Source organism: Dyadobacter beijingensis DSM 21582 (genome assembly GCF_000382205.1).
Classification (GTDB): Bacteria; Bacteroidota; Bacteroidia; order Cytophagales; family Spirosomataceae; genus Dyadobacter; species Dyadobacter beijingensis.
Genome location: NZ_KB907787.1, coordinates 700,500 through 721,263 on the forward strand (window position 1 = coordinate 700,500; position 20,764 = coordinate 721,263).

The 20,764-nt window shown below is 50.9% G+C and carries 13 protein-coding genes and 3 tRNA genes; 7 read left to right on the top strand and 9 right to left on the bottom strand.

Annotation, left to right across the window (positions count from 1 at the left end):
• Window positions 1-63 precede the first annotated feature (63 nt).
• Both clpX and H144_RS0110195 read right to left on the bottom strand, forming a co-directional pair.
• Complete coding sequence (clpX, locus tag H144_RS0110190) at window positions 64-1,308, bottom strand: ATP-dependent Clp protease ATP-binding subunit ClpX (protein ID WP_019941957.1); 1,245 nt, start codon at window positions 1,306-1,308, stop codon at window positions 64-66.
• Between the two features lie 256 nt (window positions 1,309-1,564).
• The gene (locus tag H144_RS0110195) at window positions 1,565-2,239 is read right to left on the bottom strand and encodes a ClpP family protease (protein WP_019941958.1); all 675 of its coding nucleotides are present in this window, start codon (window positions 2,237-2,239) and stop codon (window positions 1,565-1,567) included.
• A gap of 251 nt (window positions 2,240-2,490) precedes the next feature.
• Between H144_RS0110195 and H144_RS0110200 the strand changes: the two genes are divergently transcribed.
• Entirely contained in the window at window positions 2,491-2,862 is a 372-nt protein-coding gene (locus tag H144_RS0110200; protein ID WP_019941959.1) for a helix-turn-helix domain-containing protein, read from the top strand.
• A 76-nt stretch (window positions 2,863-2,938) separates the two neighbouring features.
• Here the strand turns inward: H144_RS0110200 and tig are convergent, their stop codons facing one another.
• Window positions 2,939-4,285: a trigger factor gene (tig, locus tag H144_RS0110205; RefSeq protein ID WP_019941960.1), complete on the bottom strand. Its 1,347-nt coding sequence runs from the start codon at window positions 4,283-4,285 to the stop codon at window positions 2,939-2,941.
• A gap of 165 nt (window positions 4,286-4,450) precedes the next feature.
• Window positions 4,451-4,532 (bottom strand) — tRNA-Leu (locus tag H144_RS0110210).
• Window positions 4,533-4,700: 168 nt separating this feature from the next.
• Here H144_RS0110210 and H144_RS0110220 point away from each other — a divergent pair.
• The 3 genes from H144_RS0110220 to H144_RS0110230 all read left to right on the top strand — a co-directional run bounded on the left by H144_RS0110220 (window position 4,701) and on the right by H144_RS0110230 (window position 8,994).
• Window positions 4,701-6,989 (top strand): RelA/SpoT family protein, encoded by a 2,289-nt coding sequence (locus H144_RS0110220; RefSeq protein WP_019941961.1) that lies wholly within the window; start codon window positions 4,701-4,703, stop codon window positions 6,987-6,989.
• A gap of 127 nt (window positions 6,990-7,116) precedes the next feature.
• Window positions 7,117-7,620: a Fur family transcriptional regulator gene (locus tag H144_RS0110225; RefSeq protein WP_019941962.1), complete on the top strand. Its 504-nt coding sequence runs from the start codon at window positions 7,117-7,119 to the stop codon at window positions 7,618-7,620.
• A 78-nt stretch (window positions 7,621-7,698) separates the two neighbouring features.
• On the top strand, window positions 7,699-8,994 hold the full coding sequence (locus tag H144_RS0110230; protein ID WP_026350573.1) for an adenylosuccinate synthase: 1,296 nt from the start codon (window positions 7,699-7,701) through the stop codon (window positions 8,992-8,994).
• A gap of 81 nt (window positions 8,995-9,075) precedes the next feature.
• Here the strand turns inward: H144_RS0110230 and H144_RS0110235 are convergent, their stop codons facing one another.
• From H144_RS0110235 to H144_RS0110245, 3 genes are all read right to left on the bottom strand, one after another.
• Window positions 9,076-12,018, bottom strand: a complete 2,943-nt coding sequence (locus H144_RS0110235) for a DEAD/DEAH box helicase (RefSeq protein ID WP_019941964.1) — start codon at window positions 12,016-12,018, stop codon at window positions 9,076-9,078.
• Window positions 12,019-12,407: 389 nt separating this feature from the next.
• Window positions 12,408-12,496 (bottom strand) — tRNA-Leu (locus H144_RS0110240).
• A 63-nt stretch (window positions 12,497-12,559) separates the two neighbouring features.
• Window positions 12,560-12,635: transfer RNA gene (locus H144_RS0110245), tRNA-Gly, on the bottom strand.
• Window positions 12,636-13,015: 380 nt separating this feature from the next.
• Between H144_RS0110245 and H144_RS0110250 the strand changes: the two genes are divergently transcribed.
• Both H144_RS0110250 and H144_RS0110255 read left to right on the top strand, forming a co-directional pair.
• A complete protein-coding gene (locus H144_RS0110250) occupies window positions 13,016-14,089 on the top strand; it encodes a TerC/Alx family metal homeostasis membrane protein (RefSeq protein ID WP_019941965.1) in 1,074 nt (357 codons plus the stop codon).
• Between the two features lie 24 nt (window positions 14,090-14,113).
• Window positions 14,114-18,109 (top strand): AAA domain-containing protein, encoded by a 3,996-nt coding sequence (locus H144_RS0110255; RefSeq protein ID WP_019941966.1) that lies wholly within the window; start codon window positions 14,114-14,116, stop codon window positions 18,107-18,109.
• Here the strand turns inward: H144_RS0110255 and H144_RS0110260 are convergent.
• Complete coding sequence (locus tag H144_RS0110260) at window positions 18,104-18,808, bottom strand: 3-keto-disaccharide hydrolase (RefSeq protein WP_019941967.1); 705 nt, start codon at window positions 18,806-18,808, stop codon at window positions 18,104-18,106. The two genes, H144_RS0110255 and H144_RS0110260, sit on opposite strands and share 6 nt — an antisense overlap.
• 127 nt (window positions 18,809-18,935) lie before the next feature.
• On the opposite strand from H144_RS0110260, the gene H144_RS0110265 reads away from it, so the two are divergent.
• A complete protein-coding gene (locus tag H144_RS0110265; RefSeq protein WP_019941968.1) occupies window positions 18,936-19,331 on the top strand; it encodes an HIT family protein in 396 nt (131 codons plus the stop codon).
• Here the strand turns inward: H144_RS0110265 and H144_RS0110270 are convergent.
• Window positions 19,325-20,692 (bottom strand): capsule assembly Wzi family protein, encoded by a 1,368-nt coding sequence (locus tag H144_RS0110270; protein WP_019941969.1) that lies wholly within the window; start codon window positions 20,690-20,692, stop codon window positions 19,325-19,327. The two genes, H144_RS0110265 and H144_RS0110270, sit on opposite strands and share 7 nt — an antisense overlap.
• Between the last annotated feature and the right edge of the window lie 72 nt (window positions 20,693-20,764).

The following is a 20,764-nucleotide window of genomic DNA, read 5'->3' on the forward strand; positions in this document are numbered from 1 at the left end:
AAAGAAGTGCCCTGCTTCTTTGGAAGAGACAGGGCACTTGTAAATATGCTAATGCGATGAATGCTAAGCCACTGAGCGAAGCAATGCCATCGAAGATTTTTCAAATTTGTCTTTCGCGTAGTCGAGCGAGAGCGTAAATTCCTTCACGTCCTTCTGCGACGGTAGGTCGAACATCGCGTCGGTCATGATCGATTCGCAGATCGCGCGCAGGCCGCGGGCGCCGAGTTTGTAGATCATCGCCTGGTCGACAATGTAATCCAGTACCGCATCTTCGAAATGGAGGGTAATGCCTTCCATGGCGAAAAGTTTGGCATACTGGCGAACCAATGCATTTTTCGGCTCAGTGAGAATGCGGCGCAGTGTCTCGCGGTCGAGCGGGTTCAAATGCGTCAATACGGGCAAGCGGCCGATCAACTCAGGGATTAATCCGAATGATTTAAGGTCCATTGCCGTCACGTAGCGCATCAGGTTTCCTTTGTCGAAAATCTCGATAATGCGGTTATCGCCATTGAACCCGATCGGACGGGTGTTGATACGCTTTCCGATATGGCGCTCGATACCGTCGAATGCCCCTCCGCAGATGAAGAGGATGTTTTCGGTGTTCAAAGAAATCATCTTCTGGTCGGGGTGCTTGCGGCCTCCTTGCGGCGGCACGTTCACGATCGAACCTTCGAGCAGTTTCAGCAATGCCTGCTGCACGCCTTCGCCGCTTACGTCGCGGGTAATGGAAGGGTTATCCGACTTGCGGGCGATCTTGTCGATCTCGTCGATGTAAACGATGCCGCGTTCGGCTGCTTCCACATTGTAATCCGCCGCTTGAAGGAGGCGCGTCAGAATGGTTTCCACATCTTCGCCTACATAACCGGCTTCGGTCACGACCGTCGCATCGGCCACGCAGAATGGTACCTGCAGAATGCGTGCAATGGATTTGGCGAGATAGGTTTTACCGGTGCCGGTTTCGCCTACCATGATGATATTGGACTTCTCGATCACCACGTCGTCCTCGGTCGCAGCCTGGTTCAGACGTTTGTAGTGGTTATATACGGCCACTGCCAGCGAGCGTTTCGCTTCGTCCTGGCCAATGACATATTGTTCGAGGAAATGCTTGATTTCAGCAGGAGGAATGGGTTTCAGTTTCGGAAGTTTCGATTTCTTCTCTTTCTTATCCTCCTTCGGTCCCAGCTCTTCGGTAACTACCTGGTGCCCCTGGGCAATGCAGTGGTTACAAATGTGAGCGTCAATCCCGGATAGAAGCAAATCCACTTCGCTTTTTTTACGTCCGCAGAACGAACAACTTACTTGTGCCATCGATTCGATTTAACAGTTTGGTGAGTGTTTCGGGCAGGTATTTTTTTACAAATGCCCTCATAAACAATCGTATTAAGCCAACTTAACAAGAAGACCGAATGTAATGTTTCAAATCTTCCTTTGAATTGACAATTAGCGGTTATCTTTTTGCAAATTTCCGGTTTTTTGACCGGGTTACCAAATCAACCTTAGGCCTTATACTAAAAACGCCCCGACAGCCAGGCTGCCAGGGCGTTTCCCTAAAAAATTATTCCTGTTATTTTTCGCGGGTCAAAACCTCGTCGATCAGGCCATATTCTTTTGCTTCCAAAGCCTTTAACCATTTGTCACGATCGGAATCGAGCGCGATCTGCTCCGGTGTCTGACCGGTGTGGTGCGCCAGGATTTCGTAGAGTTCATGACGCAGCTTCACGATTTCGCGGGTAGTGATCTCGATATCGACCGAAGTACCCTGCGCGCCGCCGGATGGCTGGTGGATCATCACACGTGCGTGGGGGAGCGCCGAACGCTTGCCTGCCGCGCCGCCCGCGAGCAACACCGCGCCCATAGAAGCGGCGAGGCTCGTACACACGGTCGCTACGTCCGGGCGAACATATTGCATGGTGTCGTAAATACCCAGACCTGCGTAAACCGAGCCGCCGGGGCTGTTGATGTACATCAGGATATCTTTCTTGGGATCAGCCGATTCGAGGAACAGCAGCTGGGCCACGATGATGTTGGCGATATTGTCGTCCACACCGGTACCCATAAATATAATACGGTCGGCCATCAGGCGGGAGAATACATCGACCTCGCGGAAGTTCATCGGGCGTTCCTCGATTACCGAACGGGTCATGTTCTCAACAGAGTGGTTCATGTAACCGTCCACGGTCAGACCATTCATTCCCAGGTGGTGAACGGCATATTTTCTAAATTCATTTCCGTAATTCATCGAAAAAATTAATTTTTAATTTATCAATAGTTAAAGGGCAACTGGCTTCGAGAACGAAAAGCAATATAGGTTAGTTTCTGCTTATATCGCGGTATTGTTCCCGGTTGCATGGCACAAATTTGAATATTTCACCGAATAATCCTTGTCAATTTCGGCGATAAATTATCGAAAAATGCGACAGCCAGCGATGCCGTCAAGTGATTACATTGCAGCATTAAAAACCTCGTACCCACGCATTATAATCGGACATTATGAACGTGACATCCAATTTATCAGAAAAAATCAGACAGATCCGCCTGCAAAAAGGACTGTCGCAGGAAAATATGGCAGACATGCTGGGCTTGTCGACGACGGCTTACGGGGACATCGAGCGCGGCCGCACGGAACTGTCGGTTTCAAGGCTGGAGAATGTGGCGAAGCTGCTGGACGTGCCGCTGCCCGAACTGCTCGGCATCGACATCACGATGTCGGAAACGGAATGGCTCCGCCAGGAAAACACGCGCTTACTGGCCGAGAACCGCCGCCTGCAGAACGAGGTCGATCAGCTGAAAACCAAGTTCCGCCAGCTTTTCGGGGAAGGTGTGCTGCGGATAGGTGATGAGCGTACGCGCATCGGGTTTTAATGCATTAGTTGTAAACCAAAAAAACACCGTTCGGTTGTCCCGGACGGTGTTTTTTATATGCTAAAAGAAACTTCGATTAAGCTTCCGCTTCCACTTCGCCTTTCGCCAGTTTCTCGAACTCTGAAACCTCTACGGTCTGCTCGTCAGTGCTTACCTGGCCGCGGATTACTTCGAGCACTTTGTTGTCGAACACCTGGTTGAACACGCTCGTATAGTTATCCCGTTCTTTGTCTGCAAGGTAGCCTTGCGCCACGCGGTCGATCGTTTCGCGCATCGATTCGTCGTCGCCGTAGATACCGAACTGCCCTTTTACCATCTCACGGGTAAAAGCGAGGATTTCAGGGTATTCTACTTTTACTTCCGATTGGTCGGCGATTTTATTTTTGATGAGGCTCAGTTTCAAAGATTTCGCGAAATCACCGAACTGCTCGTCGATCTGCTCGCGGGTGAACTTGCCTTCGTTGGTGCGTTCCAGCCAGTCTTTAAGGAATTCCTCAGGCAGCTCGATGGAAATGCTGTCCAGCAATGCATTCTCGATATCGCGGCGGAGCAATGCTTCGGTTTCGCGCTCGTAGTTGCTTTTGATGATTTCAAGTACCTTCTCGTTGAACTGCTCTTCGTTTTCAACTTGTCCCGGTCCCAAAACCTTATCGAAGAATTCTTGCGTCAATGCGGCTGGTGCAGAGCGGGTTACGTCCTCGACGGTCAATGTATAGTCGCCTGAAAGTTCCGCCACGTCGTCTTTTTTCTTACCGGTTACGTGGGCGATCGCCGATTCATCGGTGAATGTATCCTTGATGTCGAAAGTAACTACATCGCCTTTTTTCACGCCGTTGAATTTCGCAGCGGCTTCCTCTTTCACCTGCTTGGTGGGAATAGCGGTGCGGGTAGTGAATTCGCCTTGTGTCAATTCACCGAAAACCATATCGCCGGCTTCGCTCACTTCCGGATGGATGCTGTCGGCGAAACGCTCGCGGAGGCTATCCACAGTTTTAGTAAGCTCTGCATCGTCTACATTAATCGCGTAACGCTTGATGGCAGGCAGTTCCGAAAGGTTTGCTTCGAAATCGGAAGCGATACCGAGGTCGTAGCTGAACTCGAATGAGCTGGGGGTATCCCAGTTTACTTCGGCAGCCTTGTCGCGATCGGGTACGGGATCACCTACTACCTGCAATTTGTTTTCGCGGATGTAGGTGCTTACGGCGTTGCTGAGGATGTTGTTCACCTCGTCAACCAGAATGCTTTTACCATACATGCGTTGGATCACATGGGATGGTACTTTGCCAGGACGAAATCCTTTCAGGTTCACGCGTTTCGAATAATCCTTGATCGTTTTATCAACTTTGGGCTGATAATCTTCCTTGGTCAACGTTATTTTCAGAGAGGCTAAGGTCGGCGAACTCTTTTCTAACAATACTTCCATGTTTCGCTATGCTATGGTAAAAACCTTGTGTTACATTGATTTGAAAAAAACAAAAATGCCCTCAAAACGATGTCCTGAGGGCATTTGACGGGTTTCAATACTACGGAGCAGTTCATCTTTCCAAACAAACAGGAATCTGACGCCCCGTCATTCCCTTGTATTTTGTACGGGCGGAGGGAATCGAACCCCCACGCCTTGCGGCACTAGATCCTAAGTCTAGCACGTCTACCAGTTCCGCCACGCCCGCTCATTTTACCCCGCATTTCAACACGATCGTCGAATTGGGAGTGCAAAGGTATTCCTAATTTTTCAAAACATGCAAATTATTTTCAAAATTTTATCTTTGGGTAAAAGTATGTTGAAAAATGTCGCCAAAATTTGTTATTTTGGTGAAGCGTACTAATAAGAAATAGCAGTGGAGCAACTGGTTGAATCCCTCAACATAGACCTGGAACAGGAGCGTAAGGATATCCTCAAAAAATACCGCCGACTTTTAAGGACAGCCAAACCTTTTTTGAAGGATAATGATGCTAAATTAATCAAAAAAGCCTTTTATACGTCCGTCGAAGCGCATAAGGACATGCGCAGGCGGTCGGGCGAGCCGTATATCTACCACCCGCTCGCGGTGGCGCAGATCGTCGTGGAGGAGATCGGGCTCGGTACTACCGGCATCGTGGCGGCATTGCTGCACGACGTCGTGGAGGATACCGATATGGGCATCGACGACATCGAGCGCCTGTTCGGTAAAAAGGTAGCCAAGATCATCGACGGGCTGACGAAGATCTCGGGCCGTTTCGAATACGGCTCCTCGCAGCAGGCCGAGAATTTCCGCAAGATGCTGCTCACGCTGTCGGACGACGTGCGCGTGATCCTCGTAAAGCTCGCCGACCGCCTGCACAATATGCGGACGCTCGACAGCATGCCGCGCGACAAGCAGCTCAAAATCGCTTCGGAAACGATATTCATTTACGCGCCGCTGGCGCACCGGCTCGGGCTGTACAGCATCAAGTCGGAGCTCGAAGAGCTGTATTTGAAATACACCGAGCCCCAGGAGTACCGGGCCATTGCGCGGAAGCTGCGGGAGACCAAAAACACCCGTGACCGCTTCATTTCGAAGTTTATGGAGCCGATCGCGCAGGACCTGGAAGCGGTAGGGCTGAATTTTATCCTCAAAGGCCGCCCGAAATCGATTTATTCGATCTGGAACAAAATGCGCAAGCAGAACAAGCCTTTCGAGGAAATATATGACCTTTTCGCGATCCGGATCGTGCTGGAATCACCGCCGGAAAGCGACCGCGAAAAGGCGATCTGCTGGCAGGCGTATTCCATTGTAACAGACCATTATAAGCCCAACCCCGACCGGCTGAAAGACTTTTTGAGCACGCCCCGGGCCAATGGGTACCAGTCGCTGCACTCGACGGTGATGAGCAAGAGCGGGCAATGGGTGGAGGTGCAGATCCGCACCTCGCGCATGGACGAGATCGCCGAGAAGGGTTACGCCGCGCACTGGAAATACAAAGGCAACGATACCAAGGTCAAAGGCAATATCGAGCAATGGATCACCCAGGTGCGCGAGACGTTGGAGAATGGTTTTGGCGATAAAACGGCGGCTATCGAGTTCCTGGACGAGTTTCGCAGCAACCTTTTCAATGAAGAGGTATTTGTATTCACCCCAAAAGGCGAGCTGAAGGTATTGCAGGCGGGCTCTACCGCGCTTGACTTTGCATTCGACATCCACTCCGAGGTAGGCGCGCATTGCATGGCGGCGAAAGTGGGAGGGATTCTCGTGCCGATCAGCTATGTGCTCAACAATGGCGACCAGATCGAGATCATCACGTCCAGCAAGCAGAAACCGAACGAGGACTGGCTGCGGATCGTGGTCACGTCCAAAGCACGCGCGCGGATCAAGGATTTCCTGAAAGAGGAAAACCGCCGGTACGAAACGGACGGACGCCAATTGGTCGAGAAAAAACTCAAAATACTGGGCATGGACGCTACCGCCGAGGTAATGAACCAGCTCCGGGCATTTTTTGAATGCAAAACGACGACGGACTTCTTCTACCGGATCGGCAAGGGGTACATTCCGATCGACGACCTGAAAAGGTTCAAGCGCGACCGCGATGCGAAGGATAAAAAGGCGGCGGAAAATGGTGCGGCAAGCAACACGCCGCCGGTTGCCGGAAGCGATGGCAAGACGCTGACGAAATATTTGAAACAGATCCACGGCGACCGTGCGGATAGCGATATGCTGCTCATCGGCGACGATATGGATAAAATAGATTACAAACTCGCCCAATGCTGCAACCCAATTGCCGGCGACGACGTGTTCGGGTTTGTGACAATCAACGAGGGCATTAAAATACACCGCACTACCTGCCCGAATGCTGCCGAACTGATGTCCAAACACGGCAACCGCATTATCAAGGCCAAATGGTCGGGTAAGGAAGAGGCGTTCCTGGCGGGGCTGTACTTGTCGGGTACCGACCGTGTGGGATTGGTGAACGACGTGACGCGGATCATTTCGAATGAGCTGCACATCAACATGCGCGGGCTGACGATCGATACCAAGGACGGTGTCTTCAATGGCGATATCAAGCTTTACGTGCAGGACACCAGGCACCTGGATGTGCTCATCGCGAAGCTGGAACAGGTTGAAGGCGTGTACAATGTCCAGCGCTTCGACACGAACCTGAGCGGGAAATAGCCCTAATGAACCATTGCCGCTCCCAGGTGTTATTGAATTGGTAATTAATGAGGTAGCAAGACTATGCTTGCGAATGTGAGAGTGATTTAAGTAAAAAAGCGTATTTTCGCGCAAGATTATCAGAGATATGCCACAAGCCAGCAAACCAAATTTTGAGGCCGCAAAGAAAATTTTGACGGCTTACCTGGAAAATAAAGGACTTCGTAAAACGCCCGAGCGCTTTGCCATACTGGAAGAAATTTACACCAGGGAGGATCATTTCGATGTAGATGAGCTGTATATCAGCATGAAAAACAAGCGTTACCGGGTGAGCCGCGCAACGGTTTACAATACGCTCGACGTCCTGGTTGATTGCGACCTGGTGACGAAGCACCAGTTTGGTAAAAACCTCGCGCAATTCGAAAAGTCGTACGGTAACAAGCAGCACGACCACCTGATTTGTACAGATTGTCATAAAGTGATGGAATTCTGCGATCCGCGCATCCAATCGATCCAGAACATGGTAGGAGAGATGCTCAATTTCAGCGTAATGCACCATTCGCTTATTTTCTACGGAAACTGTAACAAGGAAAACTGCCAGAACCGCACGGAAGCACCGCGGGAAGCCACGGCAGTTTACGAAGACAGATAATTATCACGATCAGGCCCGGTAATGCGCACATTGCCGGGCCGCTTACACCATATAAGTTTCAGTAATCCAATATCTTGAATGAAAGTTGACGTACTACTTGGTCTTCAATGGGGAGACGAGGGAAAAGGAAAAATTGTGGATGTCCTGGCGCCACGCTACCAGGTTGTAGCCCGTTTTCAGGGTGGGCCAAATGCCGGACACACATTGGAGTTTGACGGTATCAAACACGTGCTGCACCAGATCCCGTCGGGGATTTTCCGCAGCGATATCCAGAATATCATCGGTAACGGCGTCGTGCTCGATCCGGTTGTGTTCAAAAGGGAAATCGAAGGATTGGCAAAATACAACCTCGACCTGTTCAGCAATCTGTTTGTTTCCAAAAAAGCTTCCATTATCGTTCCTACCCACGCCCTGCTCGACGCCGCTTACGAGCGTTCGAAAGGCGATTCCAAGATCGGTTCGACATTGCGGGGTATCGGTCCTGCTTACCAGGACAAAGTGGCGCGCCTGGGCTTGCGCGTAGGCGACGTGCTATCGCCTAATTTCGCAGCCAAATACAAAAAACTGGTAGACGCGCATAAGGTAATCCTCGATTTCTATTCATTTGACTACTCGGAAACACTACCGGCCGCCGAAGAAAAATTCTTCGACGCGATCGATTTCATGAAGCAATTCACGCTCGTGAACAGCGAATATGTGGTTAATGATGCATTGAGTGCAGGTAAAACCGTGTTGGCGGAAGGTGCGCAAGGTTCATTGCTCGACATCGATTTCGGTTCATACCCATTCGTGACCAGCTCTACCACCATGACAGCCGGCGCTTCAACCGGATTGGGCATTGCGCCGCGCCAGATCGGCGAAGTCTTCGGGATTTTCAAAGCGTACTGCACACGTGTCGGTAGCGGTCCGTTCCCCACTGAATTGAACGACGAAGTAGGCGAGGAAATCCGTAAGGAAGGCCGTGAGTTCGGTGCTACCACCGGTCGCCCGCGCCGTACCGGCTGGCTCGACCTGCCTGCATTGAAATATGCGATCATGATCAACGGCGTAACCCAGCTGATTATGATGAAAGTGGATGTTCTGACGATTTTCGATAACATCAGGGTTTGTACCCATTATCGCCTTGCGGATGGTACTTTGACAGACCAGCTCCCGTACGACCTTTGCGACGAAGCCGTAGAGCCGGTTTACAAAGATTTCAAAGGCTGGCAGACTTCGCTGGACGGTGTTCGGGATTTTGACGCCATCCCCGCGGAGCTGAATGCATATGTGAAGTTCCTCGAAGAAGAATTGAACCTGCCGATTACATTCATTTCAACCGGCCCTGACCGTGAAGCGCTGATCAGCCGTGAGGCGGCGGCTGCGGAAGCATAGTAGTTGAAGTATTTCAATATGAAAAGAGCCCTTGAATGTTCATCATTCGAGGGCTCTTTGTTTTAGTAATGTAGATTCAGATTAAGAAAGCAGGTTCAAAACATCCTCCCGCGTCAGCGATTTGATAAAGCCTTCTTCGCTCGAAATCAGATCATCGGCCAGCTGCTTCTTAGAGCGCTGCAATGCGAGAATCTTCTCTTCCACGGAATTTTTGGTGATAAACTTATAAGTGAATACCGTCCTATCCTGGCCAATGCGATGCGCACGATCGACGGCCTGTGCTTCGATGGCCGGGTTCCACCAGGGGTCGAGGATAAAAACGTAATCCGCGGCCGTGAGGTTGAGCCCTAATCCGCCAGCTTTCAGAGAAATGAGGAATATTTTAATGTTCTGGTCATTCTGAAAGGATTCTACCTGCTCCTGGCGGTCGCGGGTAGCGCCGTCAAGGTAGGCATAGGTGATCTCCTTTTCATCGAGGTAATGCCGGAATAGATCGAGGTGTTTAATGTATTGGCTGAAAATCAATATCTTATGGTCCTCGCTCATCACGGTTTGCAGCTTGTACAGCACATCTTCAAACTTCCCTGAATCATGCGCATATTCCGGATCGACCATAACCGGGTGGTTGGCGAGCTGCCGCAGCTTGGTAAGGCCCTGCAAAACAACGAGCTGCGATTTGGAAATGCCTTCCGAATCAATGCTTTGCAGTATAAGATTGCGATAGTAGGCCTTGGCTTCCTCGTAAGCCTTTTCCTGCTCATCGGACATGTCGCAGTATTGAATGCTTTCCACCTTCTCGGGAAGGTCGGTTGCCACCTGTGATTTTAATCTCCTTAAAATAAATGGTTTAATGAGGTTATATAGGCGCTTGGACTTTTCTTCGTCGCCTTTCTTCTCGATCGGCACCTGGAATTCGTCCCTGAAAAATGCCTGCGTGCCCAGCAACCCCGGGTTCACAAACGACATTTGCGACCAGAGATCGAGAGTATTGTTTTCAATGGGCGTGCCGGTCAGTACGAGCCGCTGGGCGGAATTAAGGCGCCTTACGGCTTTTGTAATGATGGATCCCGGATTTTTAATGGCCTGCGATTCATCGAGGATCACGTAATTGAACCGGTAATCCTCCATAATATCGATATCGAGGCGTACAATGCCGTAGGACGTCAGAATGAGGTCATAATTGTCGAATAGGGCGGTGTCCTTCTCGCGGTTGGTGCCCGTGTACAGGAGCACACGCAGGTCCGGCGTGAACTTGCTTGATTCCAGCTGCCAGTTGTAGAGCAGGGAGGTAGGCATGATGAGGATAGAGGGCCGGTCTGCACCGCCTTCTTTCTCGGATTGCAGCAATGCGAGCGTCTGCACCGTTTTACCCAAGCCCATATCATCGGCCAGGCAGCCGCCGAAACGGTATTGTTTTAAAAACCGCAGCCAGTCGTAACCGGTTTTCTGGTAAGGCCGCAGCAGGCCCTGGAAATGCGCCGGGGCTACGGCAGGCTCAATATGCTGGAAATTCCGAAGATTTTCGAGCTTTCGGCTGATGACGGCGGTCGCCAGGTTGTCTTCTTTGAGTTCCTGCACCAATGCAAGATGGTGCATTCGCAGGCGCAGCTGGTCGTCGTCATGGCTGCTTTCCGTAAATGAGAAGAACTCGGAGTATTTGGTGAACCACCATTCGGGGATCACCGCGATCTCGCCATTGGGTAGCAGGAATTCTTTTTTGCGGTGTAAAATGTAGTTGCGAAGCTGGATAAAAGGTATCTCAAACTCGCCGAAAATGACCTTTGCATTGATATCGAACCAGTCGCGTCCTTCCTGGATCGAAATGTCGAGCGAGGAATAGCCCAGGAAATAGCGCTTGGAATCGGCCGTATTCTGCCGTACGATAATGCCGTGCTCCGCCAACGCGATCGCATTGCCTTGCAGCCATCCGAATGCCTCGGATTTGGGCATTTGAACCTTGCCGTTCCGGATATTCAGGCCCATGTCCTTCAAGGTGCGGACATGCTGGCCTTCGACCTCGATATTTCTTTTAACCTTATTGAAAAAATACTCGTTACCCTTCTTTTCCATATGCACGCTCGAAGCATGCGCGAAGCTGTCGTAATGAAACGAAAAGCCCGCATACTGGAAGGAGAGCTCGAAAGCCACGTCATTGTCCTCTTCTTCCATCACCTCCACATCCTCATTGTCCTGGAAAAGCACGGCGGATTTCTTCGGATTGGATGAAAACTCCGAAATTGTCAGGATCGTTTTCGGTAGCGACGACACATTTCGGATCTCGAAACCGCGGGCTACCACATCGTATGACGCGATGAGCGGCGCTACGAACCGGCCATAATATTGCTCCTCAACCTGCCCCGGAATGGCGATGAACTTCTTGGCGAGGAAAGGTTTGATCTTTTTGCCGTCCACGTTGCCTTCAAAGTGGTACAAATGGCCGTCGAGCACGAGCCAGGCAGGATCTTCGCCAATCAGGAATGCATTTTTGTACTGGAAATCCAGCTTTTGCATTTTGTGCCGGATCGTGGGGAAATAATGCGTATTATCCTCATTGCGAATGAAATGGAAGCGGATCGTCGCCTTTTCATTCTCCCAGATGACGGGCTTCCACAGCGGGTTGCCGTCGTTGCCCATGATGAAAATATCCTTGCCGGCCAGCCGTTCAAGAATGCGCGATTTGCAGTTTTCAAGATAGCCGGCAATTGTTTCCTGGATGGTTTTGTCACCTTTTTGCTGATCGTATACCTTCAAAAAGAAGTCGACTGCATTCAATTTTTTGGGATTGTACTTTTTGAGAACGGCGTCCTGCTGGATGTCGTCGATGAGCTTCACGAGTTCAAAATCCCTGGTGTCGAGCCCGGAACGAAATTCCTTGATGTTTTTGGAAGAAATGTTCTGGATCTGAAATGAAAAATCGCCCTGGCTGGTCAGCTGGACGACGAATGCCTCGAAGATATACCCCAGATACTCGTGGTTAAGAATTGAATAGACAATTTTAAACGGCTCTGAGGGAGAAACTTTCATCAGTATATCGTTGGCTGAGATTCATGTTGATGCCGAAGGAGCGCTTTCCATTTGCAGGAACACAACTTTCGGGTAGGGAAACTTCAAATATAACCTAAAACAACCCGAAATGAAAGAGCCATTTTGCCATTAGGTAAAAAATATTGTAGAATAAGTTTGAAGGAGCGTATCGGCATTTTTGTACGCCGGGCCGGCCTGCGCTTTTGCGTGTAGCGATCTTACGCACCCGGCCCCAAGGGCTTGTCGTTTACCAGGACGTCGGGCATGGAGGACTTCGACTTTTCGTCGATGACGGTGACGCGGGTGATGAAGGCAGGTCGGGGAATGGTTCGGTAGAATCCGGCAGCAATAAAAAAGGAGCTGCGATTGCTCGTAACTCCTTGAAAACGTGGTACCGGGGACGGGAATCGAACCCGTACGGGCGTTTCGGCCCACAGGATTTTAAGTCCTGCGTGTCTACCAGTTCCACCACCCCGGCAAAAGCCAGGTTTCCGGCACCAGTGAAGAGAAAAAAAGCACCGTCTCCGGTGCTTTTATCTCTTGGAGCGAAAGACGGGGTTCGAACCCGCGACCTCGACCTTGGCAAGGTCGCGCTCTACCAGCTGAGCTACTTTCGCGTATTTTGCGAAACCGTTGTCGGTTATCGTGGTGCAAATGTAGGGAGGTCTACCATTTGACGCAAGTTTTTGGGTAAAATATTTGGTAAAAAAAATTCAGAAAAAGATTAACAAATTGTAAATCAATTCGTCAGAGCTGAAAATTTTTTTCACGAAAAACTGTGTGCACGCCGTATCGAGGGCCTTTTCATTGCTGACCTTGCTCAGCCCGCCAAAATTAATGTGCGGCAGGCCCCATTTACCGCCCGTCAGTTTTCACCTTTCCACTTCATATTTTCCTTACCTTTGCCTCCTTTAAAGCGTACAGGCGCGGATTTGCCGGCATGGCCCGGTTTTATTAGCGCTGCCGACCGCCCACTAACACCTAAATTTGCTTATTCATGTTTTCCAACGAAGTGCTGTTTTTTGGAGGTTTTATACTGGTAATCAGTGTAATGCTGCTTTTGGATCTGGGGGTTTTCAACAAAAAGGACCATGTGGTCAAGTTTGGGGAAGCGGCCGCCTGGACCATCGCCTGGATAGCACTGGCCCTGGCGTTCTACCTGGTGATCAACACGCACGGCGACCTCGTGCACGGGATGGACAGTTACGGCGAGCTCGAAACGATCAAAAATAAGTATGCGCCGCATTTGAGGCTCATTCCCGGAGATTACCAGGAAAGTCTTGAAATCTACCGCAAAAACATGTCGCTGGAATTCATCACCGGCTATTTGCTGGAATATGCGCTTTCCGTCGATAATATCTTCGTCATCATTCTCATCTTCTCGTCATTCGGAGTAAGGCCCAAGTACTTCAAAAAAGTGCTTTTCTGGGGCGTTCTCGGCGCGATCGTGATGCGTTTCATCTTCATTTTCGTAGGCTCGGCTTTAATGCAGCGCTTCGAGTGGATCATTTACATCTTCGGATTGCTGCTCGTTTACCAGGGCGGAAAGATCTTTTTCGAAGGCGGCGAAGAAGAAAAGATCGATCCCGCAAAACATCCCGTGGTCAGGTTCGCATCCAAGTACCTGCCCGTGTTCCCGCGTTACGTACGTGAGCATTTCTTTGTATTGAAAAAGGGCAAATGGCTCGTGACGCCGCTTTTCGTTGTGGTGCTCATCGTCGAGTTTACCGATCTTATTTTCGCCGTCGACTCGGTGCCGGCGGTATTTTCGGTGACCAAAGACCCTTACGTGGTGTTCTTCTCGAACATTTTCGCGATTATGGGGTTGCGTTCGATGTTCTTCTTTTTGAGCAATATCATGGGGCTTTTCCGCTTCCTCAAATATGGTTTGGGTGTGTTGCTGGTGTTTATCGGCGGCAAAATGCTCGCGCACCACTACCTCGAATCCATCGGCTTCAAAACCGTGTATTCGCTGTACGTGATCCTGGGTATTCTCGCGGTCAGCATTCTCGCTTCGCTGATTATTCCTGAAAAAAAGGAGGTAGAGAACGAGGTGTTATCCAATAGTTAAGCCCCGGGTGTCGTTTGAGTACCTATGAGCCGGATTCTTAAAGCCTATCTAAAACGACTTACCAATCTTAGTACCCGCAACAAGTCGCTGTTGCTCACCGGCTTGTCTGCCGAACAGTTCCTGGATTTCCACGATACGGATTTCCTGTTGTCGAAGCCTTCGGTGGAGGTGCTCAAACAGGTTATCCAGGGCAAAAGCCGTGTCGCATTGTGCGATGTGGCCGATCCACGGTACGAGAAAGTGAATGAAGCGAGCAAGCGGCTGCGAAAAATCGCGCGTACGGAGCGGTTTATCGAAGAAGAGCGCGGCTCGCGCGATCTGTACGTAGGCTATCCGTTCATCAAGGGAAAGCTTTCTGACGGGACGCCTATCCATGCGCCGCTGCTGTTTTTCCCGGTGACGTTGCGCATGGAGCGTGAGCAATGGTGCCTTTTCGAGCGGGACGATATCGGGGTGGTGCTCAACCAGAGTTTCGCTCTGGCATATGGGCATTTCAACGAGGTAAAAATCCCGGATGAGGTGCTGGAAAAGTCGTTTGAGGACTTCCCCGACGATTTCCTCGAATTCCGGACGCAGCTATACGAATGGCTCAAATCGACGCCGTTTAAAATCAATTTCAATCAACAGCTTTTTGAAGACCAGCTCGTCGCATTCAGTGCCGAGAAGAGTTCGGACCTCGTGGCTAACGAGAGTAATGGTGAACTAAAATTGTATCCCGAGGCTGTACTGGGCATTTTCCCACAGGCGGGTTCCTACCTCGTTCCCGACTATAACAAGCTGCTCGATCTGGCGGAAGAAGATGAATCCGGCATTCCGCTGCTTGGTTTTAATGAGGAAGCCGACGACTATATTGAACCGGAAATGCCGGTGCAGACGCCGGAAATGAGGCTAATCCGCGAGGAAGATGTGCTGACGCCTTTCCCTGTCGACGAATCGCAGGAGGAAATTATCCTGGCGGTGAAAGGCGGGCGTTCGGTAGTGGTGCAGGGGCCTCCCGGAAGCGGCAAGTCGCAGCTGATCTGCAACCTGATCGCCGATTTCGCCTCTCGGGGCAAGCGTGTATTGCTCGTATGCCAGAAACGCGCCGCGCTCGATGTGGTATACCAGCGGCTGGCTACGACGGGCATGAAGGATTTCACGGGACTGATCCACGATTTCAAAAATGACCGATCGGCATTGTATGCGCAGATTGCGTCGCAGATAGAGAAAGTAGAGACCTACCGGCAGCAGAATTATAGCCTCGATTCGGTGTTCCTGGAAAGACAATTCACCCAGGAAAGCCGCGCGATCGACAAAACGGTGAGCGAGCTGGACGGTTTTCGGACTGCATTGTTCGACGAGAACGAATGCGGCGTCAGCATCAAGGAGCTATACCTGACGAGCAATCCACAGCAGCCGCACGCGGACATGCGAGACTATTACCGCCAGTTCAGGATCGATGGATGGGATGGATTTAAAAGGCATTTCAAAACCTATTGCGACTATGCATTCCTGATCCGGCCGGATCATCCGTGGTATAAACGCCGGAGTTTCGCTTCGTTCGGCATGGGCGAGCTGCGGACGATGGAGAATATGCTTTCGGAGTGGCCGAATGCGTTTGAAAAGCAAGCTCATGCATTTGAAAACCTGACGGGCCTGCCGTTTGAGAAAGAACATATCCGCAACCGGCCCGAGATCATCGAACGGCTTGGCAACATCGCTGAGCTCGTTTCGGACGAGACCGCGTGGAGATTGCTGAAAAAATATACCAAGTCACCTTCCAGCCCGCACGAGCGGCTTGCGTTGGCGCGCCAGGCGGTGGATGCAATGGCGGGTTTTATCGCCGAGGGAGGCATTGAGTTATCCCTGACCGCGTCTCAGCTGAATGCATTCGAGGTAATGCTGAAAAAGTCGATGGAAACGAAACAGTCGGCTGTTTCGGGATTTTTCTGGGATGTTTTTAGTAAAGAAAAAAAGGAAATCGAGCGGGTAGCGAATGCGAATGGGCTCACGGTTTCGCTGGAACATCTGACGCGCCTCGAAGAGCGCCTGCGCAACCGCAGGCAGCTCGAATCGTGGCTCCAAGATCCTGGTTTGGGCTTTGATGATGCATTGATCGATGATTTTTCGACGGACAAGGCTGGTGAATACCTGGCGTTCTTCCGTGCAGCCGAGCGCGCATCCGACGCGTCCGTGCGTATGGAGGTGGGCGTGTGGCGGAAAGTGTTGCACGAAGCCGTCCGGGCGAAGGATCAGCTGACTCATTTTACCGACCTTGTTCAAAACCTGGCGCAATGGCTGCAAGTGTGGGACCGCATGGAAAAAGCCATGCTGCCTTACCTGCTGCCGGAGCAGATTACGGCGTTGATCGATCGGAGGGCGGAGTACAGCCGCACATTGCTCGAAGCTTTACGCAACGACTTCGACTCGCTGGCTGATATGGACCGGTTGTGGACGGATATGTCGGCCAATGAGCAGGGGGCTGCCAAATCTGTTTTGGAAAAAACGGCAGGAGAGGAGACGGCCGATGCGCGTCGTGCCCTGGCGATTTTTGAAAACAGCATTAAATTGGCCTGGATTGAGCATATTGAAAGCAAGTATCCTGCATTGCGCTCGGTAACCTCCCTGAAAATGAAGCAATGGGAAGATCAGATGCAGGGCAGCATTACATTGAAGCAAAAGCTGAGCTCGGACATTGCCAATATCAAGCTCCGCGAGGCAACGTACGAGGATGTAGAAAAAAACCGCCTCGGTAACCGCGTTACTTACCGGGAGCTCGGGCATCAGGTGACGAAAAAGCGCAAGATATGGCCGATCCGCAAGCTGCTGGAAAGCTACCCGGATGAGGTATTTGCCTTAATTCCTTGCTGGATGGCCTCGCCTGAGGCCGTTTCGGCCATTTTCCCCATGGAACGCGGGCTTTTCGACCTTGTGATCTTTGACGAAGCTTCGCAATGCTATGCGGAGTTCAGTTTACCGGCGGCATTCCGCGGGAGGCAATGGGTGGTGACGGGCGATAGCAAGCAGCTTTCACCGAGCGACCTTTACCGGGTAAGGTTCGAAGACCGGACCGACGACGAGGAATATTCTGCGGCCATCGAAATAGAATCCCTGCTCGATCTCGCAGGCCAGTCGCTGGACCATTACCAGCTTACGGGGCATTACCGCAGCCTTTCGCTGGACCTGATCGACTTCTCGAACCGCAAATTTTACAAGCAAAGCCTTAAACTGCTGCCCGATTTCAACAAAGTCAACGACCGCAAGCCGGGTATTGAATACATTAAAACAGAAGGCATTTGGAAAAATAATACCAATGCTGTGGAGGTGGAAGAAGTGTTGCGGCTCATCCGCGAGCTGGGCGGAAGCGGCAGGAGTATTGGCGTGGTGACATTCAACTTTTACCAGCAGGCGGCCATCCAGGATGCATTGGAAAAGGAAACTTCGGTACCGGAAGGGCTTTTTGTGAAGAATATCGAAAATGTGCAGGGCGACGAGCGCGACGTGATCATATTCTCGATGGGCTACGCGCCGGATGAAAAAGGGCGGGTTTCCATGCAGTTTGGGACGTTGAACATGCAGGGTGGTGAAAACCGCCTGAATGTGGCCGTCACGCGGGCGAGGGAGAAGATTTACTTTGTGACAAGCCTGTGGCCATCGCAATTACAAACTGAGAATACAGCCAATGAGGGACCAAAACTGCTCCGGGCTTACATGGACTACGCATTGCAGGTGTCGGAGGGCAGGTTCGAGGCAGCCCCGATTGCTACCGGCTCATTCCGCTCCGACTGGCTGCTGAAAGACCGCCTGGTAAGGCAGAATTCCGCATTTGAAAAAGAACTGCCATTCGGGGACATTACGGTAAAAGAAGAAGGGGCCTATAAGGGTTTGGTTCTGACGGACGACGATCTGTATCATTACAGTAAATCGTCCAAAGAGCCTCACGCTTATCTGCCCCTTCTGTTGCGGTTGAAAAACTGGCCGTTCAGGCGCGTTTACAGCCGCGAGTATTGGTCGGGTAACCTGAAAAACGGGTTATTATAGTTCCTTGATGCGGATATTGCGGTAAGAAACCTTGTCGCCGTGGTCTTGCAATGCGATCTTTCCTTTGGACGACGCACCGAATCCCTGCCAGGTTTTGAACTTGCTATTGGCAACGAGTTTGTCCCATTCAGCACCTTGCGTCGGGAATTCAACCACTTTTTTGCCATTCAGCCAGCTTTCGCCTTTGCCGCCTTTGATGACCACCTTCGCTTTGTTCCATTCTCCGGCAGGTTTTACAGCCGAGAAATCGGAAGGAGGAAGCATATCATACAACGAACCGCTTTTGTGGTTGCCGTCCTTGCCGGCTTTGGCGTCGGGATGTTTCACGTCGTCGAGTACCTGGATTTCCGGGCCGGTAGAGTAGGGGCAGCAGTATTTTTTATCTTCCACCACGTGGTAAATGATGCCGCTATTGCCGCCTTCGGCGATTTTCCATTCCAGTTCGAGTTCGAAATCACCATATTCCTTGTCGGTAACGAGGTCTTTACCGCCTTTTTCAGCCAGTACAACCGCGCCATCCTCTATTTTCCATTGAGGCAACACTTTATCCTGCTGCCAGCTGTGCCAGCCGTTCAGGCTTTTGCCGTCGAAGAGAGTAACCCATTTTCCTTTTTGCGCTTCCGCGTCATTTGAAAATGCCAGGGTGGCCAGGGCGATAACGGATGCTTTTCCGAAAGCCTTCCATTTTGTACAATTCATGTTTCGCTTGTTAAAGTTTTAGTCCACAATATTAAGTACTTTTTGAGTTTTCAAAGCCATATTTGGATCGAAAGTTGACGACGCCTATTTTTGGGAGTAATGCAATTTAACCTGACCGCATATCCACATGGCTTCTATATTTTCAAGAATTGTAGCAGGCGAAATCCCTGCCCATAAAATCGCTGAAAACGAAGATTTCCTCGCATTTCTCGACGCATTTCCTATTGCGCAGGGCCACACGCTCGTGATCCCGAAAAAAGAGGTTGACTACATTTTCGATCTTGACGACCGCCTTTACACCGGCCTTTTTGCATTTGCCAAAACCATCGTTCCCGCCCTTGAAAAGTCGGTTCCGTGCCTGCGCATAGGCGTGAGTGTCATAGGCCTGGAAGTGCCGCACGTGCATGTGCACCTGCTCCCGCTGAACAGCATGGCCGACGCGGATTTTACCCATAAAATAAAAACGTCGCAAGAAGAACTCGCGACGCTGGCTGAAAAGATCAGAAGTAACCTGGCTCAGTAAAAAGAGAAGTCTTTCCGTACCCCGAGCATAAAACCATATGTTTTGCGGTACAAATCGCCGATATCGGCGGCATAGGCGCCTTTGACCGTCAGGCCGCCGAGCACATCGAGCTTGGACTGCATCATGAGCATGCCGGAAAACTGCTTGGGCGAGCCTTTAAATTCTTGCAGCCAGGCCCCGCTGTTTTCCGAATAGGAGAATTTACCCATCCACTGTATTTTACGGAACAATGTGCCTTCCATTCCGAGATGGAACATCATTACCCGGTTATTGCTCGTGAAATTATCGGCATAATTGGGCCATCGCCATTTGGTTTGCGAAGTCGGCGGGATAAACGGCGTCCCGATCGTGCGGTCGTAGTAGCCCCAGCCGTCGCGGACCTGCTGATTATTGAAATAGTTGTCGTGGCCGCGCTTCCTGCCGTCACCCAGCACGAAATCGTTACCGCCCTGGTCTTTGGTATACAAAAATTCCAGCACGGCTGCATTTACCTCGAAATTGGCGCCATAGGAATGCTTACGTTTTATGCGAGCGCCGTAAAGTCCGTCTTTCAGGCCTGTCATGTAAAACAGCGAGCCGTCTTCGTAAATGAATTGCTTGTAGAGGAAAATGCTGCTTTCGTAGGTCTCGATCTCCATTGCGACGTCGATAGAGCCAAGGTGGTTGCCGATCCGGCTCGTGCTATCGAAGTAGGTGATGTCGTCGCCGCTGCCGCCAATGGCCCCGATTACCGCATTAATGTAGTTTTTAAAACCGGAAGGCATATTGAGGTTGTCGTTGGTCAGCCCCAGGTTCTTTTTGAGCTTTCCGCCCCATTGCACCTGATGGTTGAAACCGCCATACAGTTTCAGCGTCGAATGCGGCTTGCCAATGCGCATGTAAAACGCTTTCTGGTGAAATTTCAGGTTTTCGGTAATAGGCCTGTTGTTTTCGAACAGCCCGTCGGAATAAAATGCCTGGAACGACAGCCACCCTTTGGTGAAGGGTACCGGCACGAAACGGGTCGTGCCGAGGTAAATTTTGGGAATCGGCAATGCATTACCCGACCATGCATAGGAGCCGGAACCGATCGTAGAATCGGCCAGGCCTAACGCCTGCTTCTTTCGGCCTACATAAAACTCCCAGTTCTTGTAGCGCAGCGTCGCATGCGCCTGCGGGAGCAGGAAATTTTTGGTTTGTACAAAATTGCCTACCGCTTCGACACCCACGCCGACGCGCAGGTTGTTGCGGGTTTTGTTTTCAGAAATGGTCCAGTAACGTTCGAGCCCGGCGCGAGCGCTCAGGTTTGGCCCCGTTTTAGGAACGATCCCGTACTGGTTGGACTGAATCCAGAAGGGCGTGTACCCATTGGTACTTCCCATTCCGACAAATTCTACGTAGTTGGTGGTAGAGTCCGTATATATAACTGGTTCTTTGGTCTCGGATTGAGAAAA

Coding starts and splice junctions, on each gene's coding strand:
- clpX (WP_019941957.1), bottom strand. CDS start 1,308: ATGGCACAAGTAAGTTGTTCGTTCTGCGGACGTAAAAAAAGCGAAGTG.
- H144_RS0110195 (WP_019941958.1), bottom strand. CDS start 2,239: ATGAATTACGGAAATGAATTTAGAAAATATGCCGTTCACCACCTGGGA.
- H144_RS0110200 (WP_019941959.1), top strand. CDS start 2,491: ATGAACGTGACATCCAATTTATCAGAAAAAATCAGACAGATCCGCCTG.
- tig (WP_019941960.1), bottom strand. CDS start 4,285: ATGGAAGTATTGTTAGAAAAGAGTTCGCCGACCTTAGCCTCTCTGAAA.
- H144_RS0110225 (WP_019941962.1), top strand. CDS start 7,117: ATGCCACAAGCCAGCAAACCAAATTTTGAGGCCGCAAAGAAAATTTTG.
- H144_RS0110230 (WP_026350573.1), top strand. CDS start 7,699: ATGAAAGTTGACGTACTACTTGGTCTTCAATGGGGAGACGAGGGAAAA.
- H144_RS0110235 (WP_019941964.1), bottom strand. CDS start 12,018: ATGAAAGTTTCTCCCTCAGAGCCGTTTAAAATTGTCTATTCAATTCTT.
- H144_RS0110250 (WP_019941965.1), top strand. CDS start 13,016: ATGTTTTCCAACGAAGTGCTGTTTTTTGGAGGTTTTATACTGGTAATC.
- H144_RS0110255 (WP_019941966.1), top strand. CDS start 14,114: ATGAGCCGGATTCTTAAAGCCTATCTAAAACGACTTACCAATCTTAGT.
- H144_RS0110260 (WP_019941967.1), bottom strand. CDS start 18,808: ATGAATTGTACAAAATGGAAGGCTTTCGGAAAAGCATCCGTTATCGCC.
- H144_RS0110265 (WP_019941968.1), top strand. CDS start 18,936: ATGGCTTCTATATTTTCAAGAATTGTAGCAGGCGAAATCCCTGCCCAT.
- H144_RS0110270 (WP_019941969.1), bottom strand. CDS start 20,692: ATGGGAAGTACCAATGGGTACACGCCCTTCTGGATTCAGTCCAACCAG.